The sequence below is a fragment of the Bradyrhizobium sp. Ghvi genome (assembly GCF_900115265.1).
GTDB lineage: Bacteria > Pseudomonadota > Alphaproteobacteria > Rhizobiales > Xanthobacteraceae > Bradyrhizobium.
This window is the reverse complement of sequence record NZ_FOVU01000012.1, coordinates 44264-62381: the sequence shown is the minus strand read 5'-3', so window position 1 is coordinate 62381 and position 18118 is coordinate 44264. Positions and strand designations below refer to the sequence as shown.

Here is an 18118-nt window from a genome sequence, read left to right as displayed (position 1 = left end):
GGACTACACGCCTTCAAATCCCCAGCATTATCTTCGCAATAATATCCCGCTGAATCTCCGACGTGCCGCCGAAGATCGTGTAGGCCCGCCCGTTGAGATATTCCGGCACGACCGTCAGCATGTCCTCAGGCAGCGCCGGCTCATGGTTGAGCTTGTAAAGCGGGCGCATCGGCTCGACGGCGAGCGCGTCGTGGCCGATCACATCGACTCCTAACCGTGTCACGGCCTGGCGGATCTCGCTGTTACGCAGCTTCAGGATGGATGACACCGCGCCGGGGTTTTGCCCGGTCTGCAGCGCCGAGAGCACCCGCAGCTCGGTCATCTCCAGCGCGTCGATGTCGATCTCGACCTCGGAGATGCGCGTAGCGATATCGGGGCTGTCGATCGCGCGTCCCGTGAGATCGGACTCGGCGAGCTCCGTGATGGCGCGCAGTCCTTCGCGCAGCTTGGCGGATGCGATGCCGGAGCCGCGCTCGAATTCGAGCAGATATTTGCCGTAGGTCCAGCCCTTGCCTTCCTCGCCGACGCGGTTGGCGACGGGCACGCGCACGTCGTCGAAGAACACCTGGTTGACCTCGTGGTCGCCGCCGATGGTGAGGATCGGCCGCGTCGTGATTCCAGGCGTCTTCATGTCGATCAGGATGAAGCTGATGCCGTCCTGCTGCCGTGGCCCGTCGCTGGTGCGGACCAGCGCGAACATGCGGTTGGCGTGATGGGCATGCGTGGTCCAGATCTTGGTGCCGTTGATGATGTAGTCGTCGCCGTCGCGCACCGCCCGGGTCTTCAGCGAGGACAGATCGGAGCCGGAGCCTGGTTCGGAATAGCCCTGGCACCAATAGTCCTCACCCGAGAGAATCCGCGGCAGATAGAAATTCTTCTGCTCGGGCGAGCCGAAGCCGATGATGACGGGCCCGACCATCTTCACGCCCATCACGTTGACGTTCGGCACGCCGGCCCGCGCGCATTCGGTCTCGAAAATCCAGCGCTGCGCCGGCGTCCAGTTGGGTCCGCCATATTCGACCGGCCAGCCCGGTGCACCCCAGCCGCGGCCGTGCAGCGCGCGCTGCCAGGCCATGCCGATGTCAGGATCGGAGAATACCGATGGCGTCAGCGCGGTGGCGCGCTTCATCTCGTCGGTGAGATTTTTCGCGATGAAACTTTGCACTTCGCTCTGGAAGGCGCGCTCTTCGGCATTGAACGACAGGTTCATGATGCGCTCCTCTTTAGGCCGTGCGGCCAAGCTGGGCGTGACGGGCGTAATGATGCGCGCTGCCGCCGAACAGCGTGTCGAAGGCGACGAGCCGCTTGAAATAGGCGCCGACCTCGAGCTCTTCGGTGACGCCCATGCCGCCGTGAAGCTGGATCGATTGTTCGCCGACGAAGCGCGCGCATTTGCCGATCTTGGCCTTCGCGCCAGATGCGGCCCGGGCGCGTTCGACCGGCGCGCTATCGGCCTTCAGCGCGGCTCGCAGCGCCATCGAGCGGGCTTCGTCGACCTGGATCGCCATGTCGGCGAGGCGATGCCGGATCACCTGGTTGGCCGAGAGGGGGCGGCCGAACTGTTTTCGGATCTTGGTGTAGTCGAGCGTCGTCTCCAGCAGCATCTGCATGATGCCGACGGCTTCGGCGCCGAGCGCGGCCATGGCGCGATCGAGCGCCCACTCGATCGCCGGCAGCGCGTCATTGCCGTCGCCGAGCAATGCGTCCTGCGGCAGCTGCACGCCGGAGAGTTCGACGTTGCAGGCCCGTCCGCCGCCCAGGCGCGGATAGTCGGAGATCGAAAGTCCCGGCGCGGTTGCCGGCACCAGAAAAAGGCCGAGCCGCCCCGACGGTCCATGATGATCATGCAGATGCGCGGAGACGATGATCTCGTCGGCGGCGTGGCCATCAAGCACGGCGATCTTGCTGCCTTCGAGCCGCCAGCCTTGCGCCGTCCTGGTTGCTGACGTCGCGACCCTGGCAAGATCGAACCGCGCCGCGCGCTCGGAATGCGCAAACGCCAGCTTGAATGATCCGTCGGCGATCTTGGGCAGGCTCGCCTGCTTCTGCGCCGTGCTGCCGCATCGCTCGATCAGCGCAGCGCCCAGCACGATCGTCGCGACATAGGGCTCCGACACCAGCCCGCGTCCGAAGGCTTCCATCAAGATGCCGATCTCGATAGGCCCGCCGCCGAGCCCGCCAAACTCTTCCGCGATCGGCAGGGCCAGCCAGCCGAGCTCGGCGAACTGCTTCCATACATCAGGGCTGAAGCCGAGCGGATCATTCGCCATCCTGCGGCGGTGCTCGGCATCATAGCTTTCCGCCACGAAGCGTTCCGCGCTCTCGCGCAGCAGCCGTTGCTCGTCGCTGAGATCGAGGTCCATGTTTCTACTCCGCGGCTGCCGGCTTGCGCACGGAGGGATGCAGTCCGGATGGATCGACCACCATGCCGAACTCCTGAAGATTGTGGGCATGACAAAGCTGATGCAGCGCAAAGGCCTGGTCGATCGCGGCCGGCTGCCCCATCACGTCGATGGAACGGTTCACCGCTTCCTTGGTCAGCTTCAGCGCGAAGGACGGCTTCGAGGAAATCCGGCGCGCCAGCTCCAGCACGCGCGCCGACAATTCCGCGCGCGGCACGACCTGGTTCACCATGCCGAGTTGATGCGCCTCCTGTGCGCTCCAGCTGTCAGCGGTGAACAAGAATTCCTTGGCCTTGCGCGGCCCCAGCTCCCAGGGATGCACGAACCATTCGACGCCGCAGACGCCCATGGTGACGACGGGATCACAGAACTGCGCGTCGTCGCTGGCAATGATGAGGTCGCAGGCCCAGGCCAGCATCAGCCCGCCGGCGATGCATTTGCCGTGCACTTCGGCAATGGTCGGCTTGGCGAGGTTGCGCCAGCGCCGCGTGATCTGGAGATATATTTCCTGCTCGCGGGCGAAGCGGCCGTGGGCATTTGGTTCAGCAAAGCCGCCCCAATTTCCCACTGGCGGAAAATCGACGCCCGCGGCGTTTTTGCCGCCGGGACGCAGATCGTGGCCGGAGGAGAAATGCGGCCCGTTGCCGGCGAGGATGATCACCTTGACCGTATCGTCCTGCACCGCTGCGTCGAAGGCGGCATTGAGGTCGTAGGTCATTTGAAGGTTCTGCGCGTTGCGCGCGTCCGGCCGGTTCATCACGACCCGGGCAATCGCCGGCTCCGGTCGCTCCACCAGAATGGTCTCGAACGAGGACATGGCGCGCTCCCCTGTCTTGTTGTTTGCTTCGAGTTGACTATGCCGCGTGGTGATAAGCAAGAGGCTTGCGTCAGCCGGCTGGCTTGCGCTCGTCCACCGCCGTCATTCCGGGATGGTCCGAAGGACCAGACCCGGACTCTTGAGATTCTCAGGTGCGCAAATGCGCACCATAGTTCGCTTCGCGCCCCGGAATGACACCGGAAAGCTAGCATGGTCTGATCGCTATCTGATATTGAGTCACGGGATTCACCGGGAGAAATTTGATGCGCAAGATCCTGACCGTGCTCGCAGCGCTGGCCTCGCTCAGCCTCACCAATTGCGGCTACAACGCCATCCAAGGCGAGGACGAGCAGATCAAGGCCAATTGGTCCGAGGTGGTGAACCAGTATCAACGCCGCGCCGATCTCGTGCCCAACCTCGTCAATTCGGTGAAGGGCTTCGCGCAGCAGGAGAAGGACGTGCTGCTCGGCGTCACCAATGCCCGCGCCAAGGTCGGCAGCATCCAGGCAACGCCCGAGGTGCTGAACGATCCCGCCGCCTTCCAGAAATTCCAGGCCGCCCAGGGCGAGCTCTCCAGCGCGCTGTCGCGGCTTCTTGTCGTCACGGAGAATTACCCGCAGCTCAAATCGGATGCCCTGTTCAAGGACCTGATGTCGCAGCTCGAGGGCACCGAGAACCGCATCACGGTCGCGCGCAACCGCTACATCAAGTCGGTGCAGAAATACAACGTCACCATCCGCTCGTTCCCGAGCAACCTTACCGCGATGATGTTCGGCTACAAGGAGAAGCCGAACTTCTCGGTCGAGAACGAGAAGGAGATCTCGACCGCGCCGAAGGTTGATTTCAACCCGGCGCCGGCGCCATCGAAGTAATAGCGTTTGGCTTTGCGAATGGCGCCCACTCCACCCACCAGTGTCATTCCCCGCGAATGCGGGGAATCCAGTACGCCGCGGCCTCTCCGTATCTCGCTGGCGTCTCTGGAATACTGGATCGCCCGGTCAAGCCGGGCGATGACAGCGAGGTTGTGGCGGGCGATAGCCCTAGTCGCTCTTGTGTTCGCCTTCGCCTTCCCCGCCCTCGCCGACGTTGCCGTCCCCCAGCTCACCGGCCGCGTGGTTGACCTCACCGGGACGCTGTCGAGCAGCGATATCGCCGCGCTGTCGCAGAAGCTCGGCGATTTCGAGACGCGCAAGGGCAGTCAGATCGCGGTGCTGATCGTGCCGACGACGGACCCGGAGACGATCGAGCAATTCTCGATCCGTGTCGCGGAGGCCTGGAAGATCGGTCGCAAGAAGGTCGACGACGGCGCCATCCTGGTGGTGGCCAAGAACGACCGGCATCTGCGCATCGAGGTCGGCTACGGCCTCGAAGGTGCGCTCACCGACGTCACCTCGCGGCGGATTATCGACGAGGTCATCACGCCGAAATTCAGGGAGGGCGACTTCGCCGGCGGCATCTCGGCCGGCGTCGACCGGATGATGCGCGTCGTCGATGGCGAACCGCTGCCGGTGCCCTCGCGCAGCGTGAACTTCGGCAGTTGGGACGATCTCCAAACGTTGTTCTATTTCGTGCTGTTCGGGCCGCTCGTCGTGGGCGGCTTCCTGCGCGCGATGCTCGGGCGGCTGCTCGGCTCGGCCGCAACGGGCGCGGCGGTCGGCGGCCTCGCCTGGTTCGTGTTGGGCTCAGCCGCTATTGGACTGGGTATAGGTGTGCTTGGCGCCATCCTGACCTTCATTGGCGATTTGTTTCCAGGGATCGGGCTCGGCGCGGGCTCCTCAGGCGGTGGCTCGTGGTCGAGCGGCTCGTCATCAGGCGGCTGGAGCAGCGGGTCGTCGAGCGGCGGTTTCAGCGGCGGTGGCGGCAGTTTCGGTGGCGGCGGCGCCTCGGGGAGCTGGTAGTCATGGGCATCGGGCGTATTGTCAGCCATCTGCTCCCGCACCATTGGCGTGCGCGGCAAGTGTTTCCGCCAGTCGTGCTCGACCGCATCGAGCAAGCGATCAAGCAAAGCGAAACCACGCATTCCGGCCAGGTCCGCTTCGTCGTGGAAGGCGCGCTCGATGGTCGTGCGCTGTTCCGAAACCAGCACGCCCGCGCGCGTGCGCTCGACGTGTTCTCGCATTTGCGCATCTGGGACACCGCACACAACAATGGCGTGCTGATCTACCTGTTGCTGGCCGACCGCGACGTCGAGATCATCGCCGATCGCGGCATCGATGCGAAGGTTGGTGCCGCGGGTTGGGAAGCGATCTGCCGCGCGATGGAGGCCGCATTCAGCGCGGGCCAGTTCGAGCGCGGCGTAATCGAAGGTATCGCGGCGGTGTCGCGGGAGCTCGCCAAGCATTTCCCGCCGGGCGGAGCGCATCCGAACGAGCTGCCGGACAAGCCGGTGGTGATGTGAGGGAGCCTCAACCCTCTCTCACCGTCACCCTGAGGTGGCCGCTTCTTCAGCGGCCCTCGAAGGGCAACGGCCCGGCTGCAGCAGCGGGGCCGTGCATCCTTCGAGGCTCCCGGCGCGATGCTTGGCATCGCGCCACTCGCACCTCAGGATGACGGGTCTGATACAAGCGGTGACGCTCAATCATCCAGCTTGTTCAGATCGCGCACCGACTGCATGATGGGCTCGAAGTTCGCGCGCGCGTCCCAGCGCATCGAACAATTGCGCGGTATCCTCCAAGAGGCCGTGCGACCGCTCGATCGCGATGCGGACGTCCTCTTGCGGCGTATCCGACAGCCGTCCGTGGCCCGACAGCAGGATCTTCGCGTCCAGCCCCTTGATGCGCTCCAGCGACTGGATGTAGTCGGAGATGCTGCCGGAGCCGAACACGCCGCCCATTACGCCGCCGGGCATCAGCGTGTCGGCGGCGAACAACAGGCCCTTGTCCTGGTCGAACAGCGTGATGCAGGCCGAGGTATGGCCCGGCGTGTACATCACGTTGAGGCGGAAATTGCCGAGATCGATCAGATTGCCTTCCTCGAGCCAGATGTCGATATTGATCGGCACGTTCGGCTCGTTGAACATCTTGCGCAGCATCGAGAAGTCGTCGCGCAGCATGATCTTGTTGGCGGCAAGCCGATGCGCGGCGACATAAGTCCGGCGCTCGTTGAAGTGCCAGGCGGCGCCGATATGATCGAGATGCTCATGGCTCAGCACGACCATGTCGATCTTCTCGGGCGGGCATCCGGCGAAGTTCAGGCATTCCACCATCGCCGGATAATTCGAGGACAGCCCGACATCGATCAGGATGGTCCGCGCCGAGCCGCGCACGAGATAAGCGTTGGCGGCGCGGTTGGAAAAGCGGATCTGGAAGACGTCGTCCGCCGCCTGGATCAGCGAGCAGATGTCGTTCTTCATCAGGATGGGGAATGCGGTCGGCTTTCGTTCGCTCATGATTGCGCTGCCCGATAGGTGACGGCGTTGGACGCGCGCAAGCGCTTCGACAGCGCGTCCATTACCATCAGCGCGAACGCCGGCTGCTGGCTGACGAGGTAGACGAAGCGGGCGTGGTTGATCCGCATCACCTTGGTGTTGGGCGCCGAGGCGATCGCGGTCGCCGAGCGGGCTGAGCCGTCGATCACGGCCATCTCGCCAAAGAACTCGCCCTTGCCGAGCTTGACGATGCTGGTCTTGCGCGCGCCGTCGAACTTGGCGATCTCGACCTCGCCGTCGAGCACGACGAACAACTCGCGGCCGGTCGAGCCCTCCTCGAAGATGACGTCATCGACACCAAACGCGTTGATGCATTTCTCGATCGTCATGGCACCCCCAAACGCCTTCTGGCTAACGGGACGACCCATGTTAACCGGGGAACAATCACGGGCAAACACTCCTTCGGCTGAGGCGCGCGGCCTATCGCAGGGCGGCATCGGCTGACAATTTGTTGCGCGACGCCACGCCGGTTCCACCTTCCTGACCAAATTCGGCCTCGGACGAGTTCCTAAAATTTCGGTAAGCGGGTCCTGAGGTAAGGAATTCGCAAGCAATGAAAGTTACCAAAAAGTCAACCTAGACTGGAGTATTTGAGCCGTGAGCGAACCCATGCCCGACCTGGCCGGCCAAGAGACCAACGACCGGACCGGCACCGTTGAGGCCGCCGCCGGCGTCGAGGCCCCCTCGATCGCCCCCGACCATGAGGCGCCCCCTAAGCCTGATGCTCCGACGGTCGCGCCGCCCCGGATCGAGGTCCCGAAGTTTCAGACCAAGATCGAACCCAAGATCGAACCCAAGATCGAACCCAAATCCGAGCCCAAGGCCGACGTTAAATCCGAGCCGAAGCCCGGCAAGCTCATTGTCATGGCGCCCTCGGAGCGGTCCTGGGAGCGCGAAGAGTTTGCCCCGCATGTGAAGGCTGAGGACGTGCGCGACGCCGGCGGCAAACGCCGCTTGTCGGCAATGGCCGCTGTGGTCGCGATCGCGGCCTGCGTCGGCGCCATCAGCGGCGCGCTCGCGACCGCGGGCATGATGCATTTCGCCGCTGCCCCGGCCCCTGTGCAGGTCGCCGATACCAGTGCGCTGGACGCTTCCGTTGCGCGGATGGATGCCGACATCGTCGCGCTTAAGGCCAATGTCGAGCACACCTCGAAGACCGATCTCAGCCAAATCAACCGGACCAATGATCGTCTCGACAGGCTCGAGAAGGCGCAGGCCGAACCGATGGCCAGGCTGGCAAAACTCTCCGAGACCGTCGACAAGCTCCGCGCCACCCCGCCGGCTGCCCCCGCGCAGGCCGCCGCCGCGACGCCCGCGAAGGAGACCACCGGCACGATCGCGCCGGCCTCGGCCCAGGTCGGTACTGCTGTTCCCGCAACTGCTCCTGCGTCGGCCGCGCCCAAGACCGAGGTCGGCCGCTTGCCGACTATCGAAGGCTGGAGGCTGCGCAACGCCGCCAATGGCGGTGCGCTGATCGAGGGCCGCGGCGGCCTCTATGAGGTCTATCCCGGCGATCCCATTCCCGGCGTCGGCCGCGTCGATGCGATCCGTCGCCAGGACGGCCGCTGGGTGGTCGTCACCGCCAAGGGCCTGATCGTCGCGCGCTGAAAACCTCCCGGAGCTGAATTTCGAAGAGGCGCTTCACCACCGCGTGAAGCGCCTTTTGACTTGAATAGGCTGTCACGCGCGGTGTTAGTGGAGGCATGAGCCGCGCGCTGCAAATTCTCCTGGCCGCCTCGCTGTTGCTTGGCGGCGTCATGTCGCTCTCGGCGGCGGAAAACCCGCCGCACGCACGCGGCACCGCGATCACCGATCCCGACCTCCTGCGCAAGCTCGACCAGAGCGATGCGCTGTCAATCTCGCGGCTGCTGCAGCCCGAGGGTAGCAGCACTGTTCCGCTGACGACTGATGCACTGTTCGCCTCACTGCCGCAGCTCAAGGAGATTCCGCCGGCGATCGACGCCGAGTTTGATCGCTACATCGCGCAGCACAAGCAGGCTTGGCCGAGCGAGACCATCGGCGTCGGCGAGGGTTTCGACGTCCAGCTATTCGATCCGGCCGTCATGGCATCCGCAAACACACGTTTCGTCCTGGCTGGAATCGTCAATCGCATGGACCGCGCCTATGTCTCGGAAGAATCCTGCGGCGAGATCCGGCTGATCTATCGCTTGGCGCGGTTCGGAAGCGGCAATACCGCGACGCGCCTGCCAATGACCTTCAATCTGGTGATGAAGGCGCGCGATGCGCACCAGATCGATCAGAACGGTAAGCCCGTTACTTGTGCCGAAGTCGCGCGGCGCTGGCTCCACAATGGCGACTGGCAGGCGTTGATCGGCAGTCGCTCCGCTCCTTACGATGCCATGATCGACCGCATCGAGACCAATATCCAGATATCGATTGCGCCGAGATCGGCGCTGCACGACTTTCGCTCGGATTATCTGCTCAAGGTGTTCAAATACGATGCGGCCAGCAAGACATTCGTGGAATCGACGCTGGAGAACCAGATCGACCGCGATCGCATCCTCGCCGTCGAGGCGCTTCGGCGGGACTTCAAGGTCTGGCTGCTGACGCCGGCGAATCTTCGCGAGTTCGACCGCGGCACCGTACTGATCCCGGAAAAGTATCTCGCCAAGGCGGCGGTGGCGCCGACACCCGCAGGCCTCGATGCGTCGATATTGCAGCCGGAGTTCGGGATGCTGCAAGGTGAGGGTGAGAGCAATCATCTGTTCACTGACGACGACGTCGTCGGCGCGCTGAAGCAGGCGGCGGCACGCGGCATCGCCCTGGAAAACATCCGCTCGGTCGCAGGCTTCCAGCGCCGTCTCAACGATGTCACCTGCTCGGGCTGCCATCAGACCCGCGGCATCGGAGGCTTCCATTTCCCCGGCGTGGACTGGCTGACGGACGGGGCGTCGAATTTCACCATCGTGCCGGCCTCGCCGCATTTCTTCGGCGATCAGCTCCGTCGCCGCGACATCCTGGCGGCGTTCGCGGAAGGCAAACGCCCTGATTTCTCACGCGGATTTGCCAGCAGGCCGCAGACCCGCGGCAACGGTGAGCTCGCCGGGACCGAATATCAGGACGGCTGGGGCGCGCATTGTTCCCTGCAAAATGCGGGATCGGGAGAGGCCGACAAGAGTTTTAAGTCATGGACCTGTGCTAAGGGTCTCACCTGTCAGGCTGCGGCGGCTTCCAACCGCATTGGCATGTGCTTCATCAAGACGCGTTAGCGCATGATCCGGAAAAGTGTGTAGCGGTTTTCCGATCAGATCATGCGTAAATCAAGCGACCCAACCGGTTCGGATGACCCATGACGGACACCAGCGACGCCAACAAGCAGCGCAATCGCGAGATTGCGCAGAATGAGGAAGCCAAGCAAATCGCAGGCAGCGTCCGTGTCAGCGCCTCGGCTGTCACGGCGGCGGTCATCATCTGCGGCATCCTGTTCACGCTCGGCTGGCTGGCACTGAGATAGTCGGCACCCTCACTTCGCGTAGTTCGTCATCCGCTTGCCGGGCAAGAGCTCGTAGGCCGGCTTCCAGCCGGGCAGTGCAGCCATGCGGCCGAGCCAGGCGTGGATGGCGGGATGGCTTTCCGCGAAATCAAAGCCGTGCTCGTCGCTCGGATAGTGCAGATAGGCCATCATCGAGATATCGGCGATGGTCGGCTTGGTGCCGATCGCGAACGCATTGTGCTGGAGATGACCGTCGAGAATGCCGAGGAAATCGTCGAGCCGCCGGCGAAAGTGCTTCAGCACTTGCGGATCGTTCTTCTCCGTGAAGGCCCGCATGAAGCGATAGGTCGCCATGTAGCCGGTGAGCTTGTGGTTGTCCCAGAACAGCCAGCGCAGCAGCTCGAATTTTTCGGCTTCCGTCGCCGCGCCGAAGCGGCCGTATTGCTCGGCCAGCTTGAGCAGGAGGGGCGCGGTCTGCGTCATCTTCACGCCGTCGACCTCGAGCACGGGAATCTCGCCCATCTCGTTCACGCTCCGGCGCCATTCCGCCGTGCGCGTGACGCCGCCGCCGAAATCGGTCCACACAGGCTCGAACGTCTCGCCGCACAGCGTGAGCATCAGCGCCAGCTTGTAGCTGTTGCCGGATTCGGGGAAGTAGTGAAGGCGGTAGCTGGGCATGGGACCTCGCGGCATTCGTGTTTTGCCGATGATTATACCGGCCTGGTTCTACGTCGTCATTGCGAGCCAACGGGTCCGCGCTTTGCGCGGACCCGTTGGCTCGCAATCGCGGGGTTAGAGCGGTGCGTCCCTTACCCCACCGCCCCCTTCGCCCGCAGCTGCCTGATCGCGGCCTCGTCATATCCCGCCCCACGCAAAATCTCGTCACTGTGCTCGCCGACGCCGGGCGGCTTGCGCGGTTGCACCTTCTTGGTGCCGTCGATCCAGATCGGAGAGTTGATGGTGAGCATGGTGTCGTTCTCGAACGGCACCAGCACCTCGTTGTCGAGCATCTGCTTGTCGTTTGGAATGTCGTCGAGAATGCCGACGATGCCGAACACCAGGCCGCTGCCGTCGAGAATCTTGCGCCATTCGGCGAGATCCCTGGCGGCGAAGGTCTCGTCAAAAATCTTGATCAGCTCGACCGAGCGGGCGTGACGGTCGGCCTTTGTCGCGAAGCGCGGATCGTTGATCAGGTCCTCGCGTCCGAGGCATTTGGCCAGCGTCGGCCACTGCTTCTCCTCGCTCAGCAGCGACAGGATCAGCCAGCGGCCGTCCCTGCATTGATAGTGGTTGGCGACCGCGTTGAGCGCGCGCTCGCGCGGGCGCCGCTCGCCGAATTTGGCGCCGCAGAGCTTGGCCTGCGCCAGCACGCTGGCCGCCCAGACGCCGTTGGCCATCAGATTGGAGGCGACATGCGAGCCCTTGCCGGTCTTCTCGCGCTGATACAGCGCGGTGACGATCGCGCTGTAGAGCGCCATGGCACAGGGATGATCGCCCATGCCGGCGACCGAGCGGGCTGGCGTGGTGTGGGTATCGGCGCGGACGAGATCCATCAGGCCGGAGCGCGCCCAATAGGCGTTGCTGTCGAAACCGGGCTTGTTGGCCTCCTCGCCTTTCTCGCCATAGCCGGTGAAGGAGGCGTAGATCAGCCGGTCGTTGAGGTGGGCGAGATGGTCATAGCTGATACCGAGGCGACCGCGCACCGGCGGCGGCATGTTGGTGATGAAGACGTCCGCCTCTTCGACCAGTCTGTAGAGCACGGCCTGCGCCTCGGATTTGGAGAGATCGAGCGCGAGGCTCTTCTTGTTGCGCGCCTCGAGCAGCCAGGCGAAATTGTGTTCGCTGGTGGGATAGCCGGGCAGGTTGGGCAGATTGCGGTAGGGATCGCCGGCACCGGGCGGCTCGATCTTGATGACGTCGGCGCCAAAATCGGACAGCACCGTCGCAGCCGCGGGCGCCGCGATGAAGCTCGCGCAGTCCAATACCTTGAGCCCTGCAAAAATGCCTTTTTTCATTGCGGCGTTGCTCCCTCGCTCTTGTTGTTTCCCGCCGGCTGGAATTGGCGCGGGCACGTCATGGGAGTCATTAGACCGATGTCTTGCCGGGATGCAACGGCGTCCGGCGCAAGGCGCATTGCGGTGGGTTAACAGCAATGAAGCCGAATCTCTCCTCCGTCCCCTGAGGTGGCCGCTTCTTCAGCGGCCCTCGAAGGGCGACGGCCCGCCTGCATCCGGGCCTTTCATCCTTCGAGGCTCCCGGCGCGATGCTTGGCATCGCGCCCCTCGCACCTCAGGATGACGGGACTGATATCGCGTATTGTCGCGAGGAACCAATCCAGAAGCGGCCTCACTCCTCTCCCGCAAGCAACGCTGCGTTGCCGCCGGCGGCTGCGGTGTTGATGGTCACGGTCTGCTCGGTGGCGAAGCGTGCCAGATAATGCGGGCCGCCGGCCTTGGGGCCGGTTCCGGACAGGCCGTTGCCGCCGAACGGCTGCACCCCGACCACGGCGCCGATCATGTTGCGGTTGACGTAGATGTTGCCGACCTGGACGCGGTCGATGATGGCCTCGACCGTGTCGTCGATGCGGGAGTGGATTCCGAGCGTCAGGCCGTAGCCGGTGCGCTCGATCGCTTGCAGCACGCGTTCGAGGGTCTCGGCGCGGTAGCGCACCACATGCAGGATCGGACCGAACACCTCCTCGGTGAGCTGGCCGGCATCCCGGAGCTCGAAAATATGAGGCGCGACGAAGCAGCCATTCGGAGCCGTGCCTGCGAAATGCAGCCGCGCCTCGCTCTTCATCCGCGCAATGTGGGCATCGAGCCGTTGCTTGGCGTCGGTATCGATGACCGGCCCGACATGGGTCGCGACATCTGCGGGATCGCCGATCTTGAGCTCGCGTGCGGCGCCCGCGATCATCTCGATCATGCGGTCGGCGACGTCCTCCTGCACGAACAAGAGCCGCAGCGCCGAGCAGCGCTGGCCGGCGGACCGGAAGGCGGAGGTGACGACGTCGTCGGCGACCTGCTCGGGCAGTGCGGTCGCATCCGCGATCATGGCGTTGATGCCGCCGGTCTCCGCGATCAGCGGCACGATCGGTCCGTCCTTGGCGGCAAGCGTCCGGTTGATCTGACGCGCGACCTCGGTCGAGCCGGTGAAGACGACGCCGGCGATATCGGGGTGCGCGGTGAGCGTCGCGCCGACACGGCCGTCGCCGATGACGAGGTGGAGTGCATCGACAGGGATGCCTGCCTCGTGCAGCAACGCGACAGCCTCGCGGGCGACGCGCGGCGTCTGCTCGGCGGGCTTGGCCACGACGCTGTTGCCGGCCATCAGCGCCGCGGTGACCTGGCCGAGGAAAATGGCCAGCGGAAAATTCCATGGCGAGATCGCGACGAAGACGCCGCGGCCGCGCAGGCCGAGAGCGTTGCTCTCGCCGGTCGGCCCCGGCATCGCAGTCTCGCCACGGAACAGTTTGCGGCCCTGCGCGGCGTAATAGCGACAGAAATCGGCGGCTTCGCGCAGTTCGGACAGTGCATCATCGAGCGTCTTGCCGCCTTCGCGCTGAAGCAGCGCGATGAACTGTGCGCTGCGGCTCTCCAGCAGGTGGGCGGCCTGTTCCAGCGCCGCCGCGCGCGTCGAGGCCTGCGTCCGGCTCCATCCGGAAAAGCCCGCGCGGGCAGCCGCGACAGCCGCGCTTGCCTGCTCGGACGTGGTGTCGGGGACCGGCTTGAGGTCGGGCATCGCCGCCTTGACCTCGGCCAGCAGCCTGTCGAGCGCCGCGCGCTCGCCGAATTCGATGCCGGCTGAATTATGTCGCTCCGGCGCGAACAGATCGCCCGGCAGCGGAATCTTGGCGTGATGGGCCTGATCCGGACGAACGATGAGATCGACCGGACGCTTCAACAGCGCCGGCACCGGCACGCGATAATCGGCCGCCTGCGCCACGAAGGACGAGTTGGCGCCGTTCTCGAGCAGCCGCCGGACCAGATAGGCGAGCAAATCGCGATGGCTGCCGACCGGGGCATAGGTGCGGTAGGCGGTCTCAGGGTGATCCTTGGCGAGCTGCTCGTAGAGCGCTTCGCCCATGCCGTGCAGGCGCTGGAATTCGAAGCCGCCGCTCTCGCCCGCGAGCTCCAGCACGGTCGCGACGGTGAGGGCGTTGTGGGTGGCAAATTGCGGGAAGATGCGCGGCCGCAGACCCAAAAGCTTGGAGGTGCAGGCGACGTAGTTCAAATCCGTCATCGCCTTGCGGGTGAACACCGGATAGCCGTCGAGCCCGCGCTCCTGCGCACGCTTGATCTCGGTGTCCCAATAGGCGCCCTTGACCAGCCGCACCATCAGTTTGCGGTCATGCGCGCGGGCCAGCTCATGGATGTAGTCGATCACTGCGCCGGCACGCTTCTGATAGGCCTGGATCGCAAGGCCAAAGCCGTCCCAGCCCTTGAGCGAGTCATCGGCGAGCGTTGCCGCGATCACATCGAGCGATAGCTCCAGCCGGTCGGCCTCTTCGGCATCGACGGTGAAGTTGAGGTCATAGGCCTTGGCGCGGCGGGCGAGATCGAGCAGTTGCGGCACCAGTTCGGCCATCACGCGACCGTGGCTGATCGCCTCGAATCGCGGATGCAGGGCCGAGAGCTTGACGGAGATACCGGGCCGGTCGGGCAGGGGATGGTTGCCCGCGGCCTTGCCGATCGTCTCAATCGCGCTCGCATAGGCATCGAAATAGCGCTTCGCATCCGCAGCCGTGCGCGCGCCTTCACCGAGCATGTCGAAGGAGTAGCGCGACTTCTGGCCCGAGCGCGGCTTGCCACGTTCCAGCGCCTGCTCGATGGTCTCACCCAGCACGAAATGATTGCCCATCAGCCGCATCGCCTGGCGCGTGGCGGTGCGCACCGCCGGCGCGCCGAGCCGCTTCACAAGCCGGCCGATCGTGCCGTCGGGCGTCTCGCCGGGCTGGATCACCCGCGCCGACAGGCCAAGCGCCCAGGCCGATGCGTTGACCAGGAACGCGGTGGACTTGGTCTCGTGATGGATGAAGTCACCCTCGCCGAGCTTGTCTTCGATGAACTGGTCGGCTGTACGCGCATCAGGCACGCGCAGCAGCGCCTCGGCGAGCACCATCAGCGCGAGGCCCTCCTTGGTGGAGAGCGCAAACTCGCGCAGCATGTCCTCGACCCCGCCGAGCCGGTCGTCGCGCTTGCGGATCGCCTCGATCAGCCGCGTCGCGGTGCGGTCGATCCGGGCTTCCTGCGCTGGGCTGAGATGCACCAAGGGAAAGAGGCGCGCAGCGATGTCGGCGTCATCAGGCGCGTAGGGGGCAGAGAAAGGGGCCGGGAGGTTTGGCATGGCGTGTCCTGTGGCTGAGATCAGGATAAGACCCGCGTGACCGTGGTTCGATAGACAAATTAGGCGCTTTGGCTTAGAAAATGAAGATTGATGACCCTTTATCCGCACAAAGCATGGAACTCGATCGAATAGACCGGAAAATCCTCTCCATTTTGCAGGAGGATGGGCGAATCGCGAATGTCGAGCTCGCCGAACGCATCGGCCTGTCGCCGACGTCAATCGGCGAGCGGCTGAAGCGGTTGCAGCGCGAGGGCTTTGTCGAAGGCTATGGCGCGCGGCTCAATCCGCACCGGCTCGGGCTCGGCTTGCTCGTGTTCGTCGAGGTGCTGCTCGACAAGACCACGCCTGACAATTTCGAGCGCTTTGCGCGCGCGGTGAAACTCGCGCCCGAAGTACTGGAATGTCACATGGTTGCAGGCGGCTTCGACTATCTGGTGAAGGCGCGGCTGGCCGACATGACCGCGTATCGGCGTTTCCTCGGCGAGACCTTGCTGTCGATGCCGGGCGTGCGCGAGACGCGCACCTATGCGGTGATGGAGGAGATCAAGCGCGACGCACCGTTGCCGGTGGGCTAACCACATGCGGTCGCGATTGTCATTGCTGCGGCGTTGATTGGCGATCTCTCGAGGCAAACAGCCCTTCGCGTGCAGTCGCAACGCCTGTCGTCGAATGCACTGGCCGTCTTCTAAATTTTTATGGCCTCACCCCCGGATCAATCCGGGAGGCAGCAAAGGCTGGCGGGCTTATACTTTGAGGTTCTCTGCGGACGTCTTGCCCCGGTTTGCGATCTCTTCATATTCAACCGTCTGTCCCTCGTTGAGCGAGGACAAGCCGGCTTTCTGCACTGCCGAGATATGCACGAACACATCCTTGCCGCCCGACGCAGGCTGGATAAATCCATAACCCTTGGTCGGGTTGAACCACTTGACCGTACCTTTAGCCATCACGTCTTCTCCGCGGGTCTTCCTCCGAGATCGCGAACCGCCAGTCCCCGCCAACCAGCCGGTTCGGTCCTACAGGATACGCGGAATGTGGCGGGCTTGGTAGATCAAACCACATCCGCATTTTACCGAAATTCGCTCAACTTCGCGGCGTTTTCGCCTGTTTTGCCCGTTTCGCGGTCAATTGGCCCCGATGCCGTCAATAAGTCGCGGCCAGATAATCGACGATCTTGCCGACGTCGGCGTCCGCAATCGGCGCGCCATAGACCTTGATCATCTTGGTCACCTCGGCCTGCCAGAAGGCTTTCTTGTCCTTCATCGGCGGCTGGGTCGCGATGTAGTCGGACGAATGGCAGGCGGCGCAATTGCCCTGCACCACCTCGAGATTGGGCCCGGGCTTGAAGGCTGCGGTCTCGTCCGGAGTCTTGTAATTGACCGGGGCGGCAAGGACCGACCCGACCAATGCGGCGGCGACGAGCGCGATGGCGCTGAGAACGGTGCGCTGCATGATCATTCTCCTCAGGCCACGCTGACGCGGACGGTTTCGACGACGTTGCGTAAATAGCCCGCCGGGTTCCAGCGCGGCGTGTCCGGCTGCGTCTCGCCGGAATTGCTGGTAGCGCGCACCTTGAGCTCGACCTGGCCGGCCGCGAGCTTCACCGGCAGCTTCCATTCGCGAAACGAGTACTTGCCGAGGTCTTTGCCGAGCTTGGCGGAGGCCCAGGTCTTGCCGCCGTCGGTGGAGACCGAGACGTCCTTGATGCCCTTGCCGCCATCGAAGGCGATGCCGCGCAGCGTCGTCCGTCCGGCCTTCAGCTTGGCGCCATCAGGCACGTTGGTGATGAAGGAGCGGATGGTGAAGCGGTTGATCGGGATCGTCGCCTTCGGCGTCGTGCCGGGTTCGACGGAATTGTCCGGGGTGTCAGGAATCCGGTAGGCCGACTTCATCCAGAAGCCATCATAGACGCTGTCGATGACGGTGATCTCGTTGAGGTGCTTGACCCAGTAGGTGCCGTAATAGCCGGGCACCACCAGGCGCAGCGGAAAGCCGTTCAGGAACGGCAGATCCTCGCCGTTCATGCCATAGGCCAGCATCACCTCGCCGTCGCTGGCGTGAGCAAGGTCGAGCGCCTTGGTGAAGTCGGGCGTCTTGTCGCTGACCGGTCCGTCCATGCCGCCGAAGACGACCTGCTTGGCGCCGGCCTGCACGCCCGCCATGTCGAGCACGGTCTTGAGCGGCACACCGCGCCAGCGCGCATTGCCCATCGCGCCATTGGCGAGCTGGCCGCCGGCAACGCGCGGCTCGAAGAAGCCGCGGCTGTTGCCGGAGCATTGCGTGACGGCGACGATCTCGGTCGCCTTCATCTTCTTGATGTCCTTCAGTGAAAGTTTGAGCGCCTTGTCGACCTTGCCCTTGACCTCGAGCGTGAACTTATCGGGATCGAGATCGTAGGGCAGGCCGGCGAGGTGATAGCGCACGAAGAACGCGTTGTTCGGCGTGATCGGCCCGTCGTTGAAGATTGCAAATGGCGTCTCGAGCTGCGGCGGACGGCTGGTCAGGCCGATCAACGGCCGCTTCTGCGGATATTTCACCAGCGGCCGTTCGCCATTGCCGAACGGCAGCGTCACGGTCTCGAGTGCCAGGGCCTTGGTGGAATTCAGTGTGGCCGCCATGGCGGCAAGCCCCGCTCCTTTGAGCAGGTCGCGTCGGTCGAACATTCAGGTCTCCTC

At 64.2% G+C, this 18118-nt stretch carries 18 protein-coding genes; 7 read left to right on the top strand and 11 right to left on the bottom strand.

The window, feature by feature from the left end; all coding sequences use genetic code 11:
* Window positions 1–13: 13 nt before the first annotated feature.
* Genes BM374_RS31495 through BM374_RS31485 form a run of 3 tightly spaced genes read right to left on the bottom strand, consistent with a single transcriptional unit; the run spans window position 14 to window position 3219 of the window.
* Window positions 14–1210, bottom strand: a complete 1197-nt coding sequence (locus BM374_RS31495; protein WP_092301876.1) for an acyl-CoA dehydrogenase family protein — start codon at window positions 1208–1210, stop codon at window positions 14–16.
* A gap of 13 nt (window positions 1211–1223) precedes the next feature.
* Window positions 1224–2363: an acyl-CoA dehydrogenase family protein gene (locus tag BM374_RS31490; protein WP_092301873.1), complete on the bottom strand. Its 1140-nt coding sequence runs from the start codon at window positions 2361–2363 to the stop codon at window positions 1224–1226.
* Between the two features lie 4 nt (window positions 2364–2367).
* Entirely contained in the window at window positions 2368–3219 is an 852-nt protein-coding gene (locus tag BM374_RS31485; RefSeq protein WP_092301870.1) for an enoyl-CoA hydratase, read from the bottom strand.
* A 263-nt stretch (window positions 3220–3482) separates the two neighbouring features.
* Here BM374_RS31485 and BM374_RS31480 point away from each other — a divergent pair, with 263 nt between their 5' ends.
* From BM374_RS31480 to BM374_RS31465, 3 genes are all read left to right on the top strand, one after another.
* The gene (locus BM374_RS31480) at window positions 3483–4091 is read left to right on the top strand and encodes a LemA family protein (RefSeq protein WP_092301867.1); all 609 of its coding nucleotides are present in this window, start codon (window positions 3483–3485) and stop codon (window positions 4089–4091) included.
* 138 nt (window positions 4092–4229) lie between these two features.
* The gene (locus BM374_RS31470) at window positions 4230–5117 is read left to right on the top strand and encodes a TPM domain-containing protein (RefSeq protein ID WP_177248666.1); all 888 of its coding nucleotides are present in this window, start codon (window positions 4230–4232) and stop codon (window positions 5115–5117) included.
* A 2-nt stretch (window positions 5118–5119) separates the two neighbouring features.
* Window positions 5120–5617: a TPM domain-containing protein gene (locus BM374_RS31465; RefSeq protein WP_092301861.1), complete on the top strand. Its 498-nt coding sequence runs from the start codon at window positions 5120–5122 to the stop codon at window positions 5615–5617.
* Between the two features lie 180 nt (window positions 5618–5797).
* Here BM374_RS31465 and BM374_RS31460 read toward each other — a convergent pair whose 3' ends face one another.
* Entirely contained in the window at window positions 5798–6607 is an 810-nt protein-coding gene (locus tag BM374_RS31460; protein WP_244552762.1) for an MBL fold metallo-hydrolase, read from the bottom strand.
* Window positions 6604–6975 (bottom strand): Crp/Fnr family transcriptional regulator, encoded by a 372-nt coding sequence (locus tag BM374_RS31455; RefSeq protein ID WP_092301858.1) that lies wholly within the window; start codon window positions 6973–6975, stop codon window positions 6604–6606. Before BM374_RS31455 ends, BM374_RS31460 begins: the two co-directional genes overlap by 4 nt.
* Before the next feature lie 280 nt (window positions 6976–7255).
* On the opposite strand from BM374_RS31455, the gene BM374_RS31450 reads away from it, so the two are divergent.
* The 3 genes from BM374_RS31450 to BM374_RS38885 all read left to right on the top strand — a co-directional run bounded on the left by BM374_RS31450 (window position 7256) and on the right by BM374_RS38885 (window position 10121).
* Window positions 7256–8254, top strand: a complete 999-nt coding sequence (locus BM374_RS31450) for a hypothetical protein (RefSeq protein ID WP_177248684.1) — start codon at window positions 7256–7258, stop codon at window positions 8252–8254.
* 95 nt (window positions 8255–8349) lie between these two features.
* Window positions 8350–9876, top strand: coding sequence for a hypothetical protein (locus BM374_RS31445; RefSeq protein WP_092301852.1), 1527 nt, complete (start codon window positions 8350–8352; stop codon window positions 9874–9876).
* Window positions 9877–9956: 80 nt separating this feature from the next.
* Window positions 9957–10121 carry a hypothetical protein gene (locus tag BM374_RS38885; protein WP_177248665.1) on the top strand — a complete coding sequence of 55 codons (165 nt, stop codon included), beginning with the start codon at window positions 9957–9959 and terminating at the stop codon, window positions 10119–10121.
* A 9-nt stretch (window positions 10122–10130) separates the two neighbouring features.
* On the opposite strand, the gene BM374_RS31440 is transcribed toward BM374_RS38885, so the two are convergent.
* The 3 genes from BM374_RS31440 to putA all read right to left on the bottom strand — a co-directional run bounded on the left by BM374_RS31440 (window position 10131) and on the right by putA (window position 15446).
* On the bottom strand, window positions 10131–10778 hold the full coding sequence (locus tag BM374_RS31440; RefSeq protein WP_092301849.1) for a glutathione S-transferase family protein: 648 nt from the start codon (window positions 10776–10778) through the stop codon (window positions 10131–10133).
* Window positions 10779–10909: 131 nt separating this feature from the next.
* Window positions 10910–12115: a CaiB/BaiF CoA transferase family protein gene (locus BM374_RS31435; RefSeq protein ID WP_092301846.1), complete on the bottom strand. Its 1206-nt coding sequence runs from the start codon at window positions 12113–12115 to the stop codon at window positions 10910–10912.
* Window positions 12116–12446: 331 nt separating this feature from the next.
* The gene (gene putA / locus BM374_RS31430; RefSeq protein ID WP_092301843.1) at window positions 12447–15446 is read right to left on the bottom strand and encodes a bifunctional proline dehydrogenase/L-glutamate gamma-semialdehyde dehydrogenase PutA; all 3000 of its coding nucleotides are present in this window, start codon (window positions 15444–15446) and stop codon (window positions 12447–12449) included.
* Window positions 15447–15559: 113 nt separating this feature from the next.
* On the opposite strand from putA, the gene BM374_RS31425 reads away from it, so the two are divergent.
* Complete coding sequence (locus BM374_RS31425) at window positions 15560–16021, top strand: Lrp/AsnC ligand binding domain-containing protein (protein WP_018643717.1); 462 nt, start codon at window positions 15560–15562, stop codon at window positions 16019–16021.
* Window positions 16022–16189: 168 nt separating this feature from the next.
* On the opposite strand, the gene BM374_RS31420 is transcribed toward BM374_RS31425, so the two are convergent.
* The 3 genes from BM374_RS31420 to sorA form a co-directional block, all read right to left on the bottom strand.
* A complete protein-coding gene (locus BM374_RS31420; RefSeq protein ID WP_008134691.1) occupies window positions 16190–16390 on the bottom strand; it encodes a cold-shock protein in 201 nt (66 codons plus the stop codon).
* A gap of 196 nt (window positions 16391–16586) precedes the next feature.
* Window positions 16587–16895, bottom strand: a complete 309-nt coding sequence (gene sorB / locus BM374_RS31415) for a SorB family sulfite dehydrogenase c-type cytochrome subunit (RefSeq protein ID WP_177248664.1) — start codon at window positions 16893–16895, stop codon at window positions 16587–16589.
* A gap of 11 nt (window positions 16896–16906) precedes the next feature.
* Window positions 16907–18106, bottom strand: coding sequence for a SorA family sulfite dehydrogenase catalytic subunit (gene sorA / locus BM374_RS31410; protein ID WP_092301837.1), 1200 nt, complete (start codon window positions 18104–18106; stop codon window positions 16907–16909).
* Window positions 18107–18118 lie beyond the last annotated feature (12 nt).

Coding starts and splice junctions, on each gene's coding strand:
- BM374_RS31420 (WP_008134691.1), bottom strand. CDS start 16,390: ATGGCTAAAGGTACGGTCAAGTGGTTCAACCCGACCAAGGGTTATGGA.
- BM374_RS31480 (WP_092301867.1), top strand. CDS start 3,483: ATGCGCAAGATCCTGACCGTGCTCGCAGCGCTGGCCTCGCTCAGCCTC.
- sorA (WP_092301837.1), bottom strand. CDS start 18,106: ATGTTCGACCGACGCGACCTGCTCAAAGGAGCGGGGCTTGCCGCCATG.
- BM374_RS31485 (WP_092301870.1), bottom strand. CDS start 3,219: ATGTCCTCGTTCGAGACCATTCTGGTGGAGCGACCGGAGCCGGCGATT.
- BM374_RS31455 (WP_092301858.1), bottom strand. CDS start 6,975: ATGACGATCGAGAAATGCATCAACGCGTTTGGTGTCGATGACGTCATC.
- BM374_RS31425 (WP_018643717.1), top strand. CDS start 15,560: ATGGAACTCGATCGAATAGACCGGAAAATCCTCTCCATTTTGCAGGAG.
- BM374_RS31495 (WP_092301876.1), bottom strand. CDS start 1,210: ATGAACCTGTCGTTCAATGCCGAAGAGCGCGCCTTCCAGAGCGAAGTG.
- BM374_RS31490 (WP_092301873.1), bottom strand. CDS start 2,363: ATGGACCTCGATCTCAGCGACGAGCAACGGCTGCTGCGCGAGAGCGCG.
- BM374_RS31460 (WP_244552762.1), bottom strand. CDS start 6,607: ATGAGCGAACGAAAGCCGACCGCATTCCCCATCCTGATGAAGAACGAC.
- BM374_RS31440 (WP_092301849.1), bottom strand. CDS start 10,778: ATGCCCAGCTACCGCCTTCACTACTTCCCCGAATCCGGCAACAGCTAC.
- BM374_RS31470 (WP_177248666.1), top strand. CDS start 4,230: ATGACAGCGAGGTTGTGGCGGGCGATAGCCCTAGTCGCTCTTGTGTTC.
- BM374_RS31465 (WP_092301861.1), top strand. CDS start 5,120: ATGGGCATCGGGCGTATTGTCAGCCATCTGCTCCCGCACCATTGGCGT.
- sorB (WP_177248664.1), bottom strand. CDS start 16,895: ATGCAGCGCACCGTTCTCAGCGCCATCGCGCTCGTCGCCGCCGCATTG.
- putA (WP_092301843.1), bottom strand. CDS start 15,446: ATGCCAAACCTCCCGGCCCCTTTCTCTGCCCCCTACGCGCCTGATGAC.
- BM374_RS31445 (WP_092301852.1), top strand. CDS start 8,350: ATGAGCCGCGCGCTGCAAATTCTCCTGGCCGCCTCGCTGTTGCTTGGC.
- BM374_RS38885 (WP_177248665.1), top strand. CDS start 9,957: ATGACGGACACCAGCGACGCCAACAAGCAGCGCAATCGCGAGATTGCG.
- BM374_RS31435 (WP_092301846.1), bottom strand. CDS start 12,115: ATGAAAAAAGGCATTTTTGCAGGGCTCAAGGTATTGGACTGCGCGAGC.
- BM374_RS31450 (WP_177248684.1), top strand. CDS start 7,256: ATGCCCGACCTGGCCGGCCAAGAGACCAACGACCGGACCGGCACCGTT.